The organism is Bradyrhizobium campsiandrae (genome assembly GCF_014529705.1).
GTDB lineage: Bacteria > Pseudomonadota > Alphaproteobacteria > Rhizobiales > Xanthobacteraceae > Bradyrhizobium > Bradyrhizobium campsiandrae.
In genome coordinates this window covers 1-2,847 of record NZ_JAANIH010000138.1, presented here as the reverse complement: position 1 = coordinate 2,847, position 2,847 = coordinate 1, and the positions used below count along the sequence as shown (strand labels likewise).

The window sequence follows — 2,847 nt, the reverse complement described above, 5'->3', positions numbered from 1 at the left end:
CCTCGAGCGAGGCGCCGCGGCTTCTCTCCACGGGATTATGCGGAGTGTCGCCGCCACAAAAGCCCTTGAAAACCGCGGCCACCAGCCAACGACTCCGCATAATCCCGCGCTACGCATAATCTACGTTGCCGGCGGAGTAGATCCGGAAGTGCGGACCCTTGTCGCTGGGATTCTCGATGCGGACGAACTTGGCCTTGACGTTGAGGTTGAGGGTCTTGATCGAGCCGGTGAAGCCGTCGCCGGTGCTGGTGAAAGAGCCGATGGTCGCCATGGTGATTGCCTTTCCTTGTTTTCGGACCGCGCCCACCGCGGCCTCGATGGCTGTCGAAGAGACCGGAGACGATCGGACCGCACCTCGCAGAGGCCGGAATGCAAAGGAGGACGGCCGGAAGCGGCTTTCTTGGATCGCGAGGAATGGCGCGCAGCGCCAGGGGAAGAAAGTTGCGCACGGCCGTTGCGGGATAACGATCGAGGCGAAGCCGCTCTCCGGTCAGACATGCCAGATCGAGCCCGCAAGTGGGCCCGTCATGCCTGAGGGAAAGGCACCCCATGGCCGCTCGCCCATCGGCCACCATCAACGGGGCGCTTCATTCGCGGGACACACGCATGACCCTTCCTGAACATTGTCTGGCGTCCGGCCGCACGACTTCAGTCAGACAGGGTGAGCGCCTGCGCTGTCCGTTCCGGCAACACCAGTTCGCACAGGCCGCCTCATGGCACCCCAACCGGAATCGCAAACCTCTGCGCTTCGGTCGGCTCCGCGTCCCACAACGCTCGCTCCGCTCCCGGGCGCGTCGGGAGCGAAGACGTCGGGTTCAGGCTGATCACGGTCCTTGTGCCGGCCGACACGAACCGCGCATTGTCGCCGCGCCATCGGGCGGGGCCGTTCGCATGATGCGCGCACTATCGACGGCGTGAATCAATCCGGCCACAACGATTCAGGAAATGAATTGGACCGCGTCGCCGAAGCAGGCGAGACTCCTGCTATGGCCACCAGGGATCAAAAACCACGTCATTTTCGCCGTATCGATCCGTCGCAGAATATGCGCCGCTTCTACGTGCTGTCGCTACAACCGACTTTGTTCGGCGGCGCATCTGTTGTGCGCAGCTGGGGACGAATTGGCACCTTCGGCCAATCGATGATGGAGACGTTCGATCATCTCGATGCGGCAAACGATGCCATGATCCAGCTGGAGAAAAGCAAGCGGCGGCGCGGCTATCGCGACACCGACATTTAGGACAGCGTGCAACGCCCGCAGACGACGGCCGCGCGTCTTGTCGTTTGTTCGGAGCGTCGGCTTGGGCCGCTTCCGCCCCGAAGTGACGGCGCCGCGTTGCGCGCGGCGCCCGGAGGCGGGCTCATTGAGCAGGGCCACGCTCGTAGGGATCGAATTCGTGGATGAATTCGACATCGTCGCCGTCATCGAGTTCGTTCGAGGGCAGGGCGCCATAGGCGTCGCCCGACTTGAAGAGGGTGACCGGGATCATCAGCGTACGGGCGAGCTGGAAGGCGTGGTTCTGGGCAAGGGAAAGATCGTGCGACATTTTTGAGGGCTCCATCCGGAGCGGGCCAATTCCCGCTCGATGGCTTCCTCGGGGGGCCGCCTTCGGTCGCGATCACCGCGAAGGCGCAGCCGCGGCGGCGGCAGCTTGCTAGCCGACCCCTTGCGGGTTGATCGTGGAAGATCCGAAGGTGGACCAGGACGCCATCGCTGAAGAGCGGGATTGGTTCGCCTCGGCCGAGACCTCACACGGCGCTCGTGTCTCTTCCCGGCTGCAACGGCTAAAGCCGACGACCGCCCCGCCGCAGACCGGCGCTCCGTGCAAAGGCACGCCCGCCCCATCGTCCGCTGGAATGAAAGGCGAATACGTCGAACGACCGTGCCGCCGTCCCTGCCGGAATGATGGTCGCCACGACGCCGCTTGCAGCGATCAGGCTGAACGCAACATTGAGGCGTTCCTCGCCCGACACGGCGGAGTAAACGCGGTCACTCGTTCTAAGGCGTGATCGCGATCGTCTTTCATTCGCAGTGCCTTCGGATCGAGCGCGAAACGGGACGGCGCGTCCTTCCAAAAATTGGAAGCCGTAATTCCAAAATCGCATCATATTCAACAAAACCGATAGCTCCTAAAAACAGAAGCAAGCAATCACGCTTCCCTCGTGCGGAACGTCGCAGGGGAAGGTTAGCCGTTGCTCGTTTCGTTTGAGAAAGAGGAAATCATGTCAAGCAAGCTCAACGGCAAGACGGTTGTTCTTGTCCACGGCGCTTTCGCGGATGGCTCCAGTTGGGCGAGGGTAATTCCCCTTCTGGAAGCCAAAGGGTTGAAGGTCGTCGCCGTACAAAACCCGCTCAGTTCGCTCGAGGACGATGTCGCCGCTACGCGCAATGCGATCGACCAGCAGAGCGGACCCGTCATTCTCGTCGGACATTCCTGGGCCGGTGTCGTCATCACGCAAGCCGGCGTTCACGAAAAGGTGGAGTCGCTCGTCTACGTGACAGCACTCGCGCCCGATCAGGGACAGTCGGTGGTGGACCTTCTGGCAGGAAACGTTCCGGCATGGGCTGACTCGCTGGAAAAGGACGCCGGCGGTTTCGTGAGGCTCGCCGCGAATACGGTCGGGAAATACCTCGCCCATGATCTGCCGGATTCCGAGGTCCGCATCATCGCGGCGACGCAGGGTCCGTGGAAATGGGACTGCACATCGCAGAAGGTGACGGTGTCATTCGGCCTGCAATATTGACCCCCTAAGCCGGGGGATCGGCGTCCAAAATTGACCCCCTACAGATAGGTCTGTTGCGCTGTCTGCTTCGGAACGAAGCAGGTGGTTGGGGATGCTGATCGTGG

General features: G+C 62.1%; 3 protein-coding genes and 1 pseudogene. 2 read left to right on the top strand and 2 right to left on the bottom strand.

What is annotated here, in order from left to right:
* Window positions 1-118 precede the first annotated feature (118 nt).
* Window positions 119-271 (bottom strand): annotated as a pseudogene (locus G8O24_RS42275) (DUF736 family protein); the annotation flags it as partial.
* 715 nt (window positions 272-986) lie between these two features.
* Between G8O24_RS42275 and G8O24_RS42270 the strand changes: the two are divergent.
* A complete protein-coding gene (locus G8O24_RS42270; RefSeq protein ID WP_188108380.1) occupies window positions 987-1,238 on the top strand; it encodes a WGR domain-containing protein in 252 nt (83 codons plus the stop codon).
* A gap of 121 nt (window positions 1,239-1,359) precedes the next feature.
* Here G8O24_RS42270 and G8O24_RS42265 read toward each other — a convergent pair whose 3' ends face one another.
* On the bottom strand, window positions 1,360-1,545 hold the full coding sequence (locus G8O24_RS42265; protein ID WP_061979520.1) for a hypothetical protein: 186 nt from the start codon (window positions 1,543-1,545) through the stop codon (window positions 1,360-1,362).
* Window positions 1,546-2,221: 676 nt separating this feature from the next.
* Between G8O24_RS42265 and G8O24_RS44795 the strand changes: the two genes are divergently transcribed.
* Window positions 2,222-2,743, top strand: a complete 522-nt coding sequence (locus tag G8O24_RS44795) for an alpha/beta fold hydrolase (RefSeq protein WP_188108378.1) — start codon at window positions 2,222-2,224, stop codon at window positions 2,741-2,743.
* Window positions 2,744-2,847: the final 104 nt, after the last annotated feature.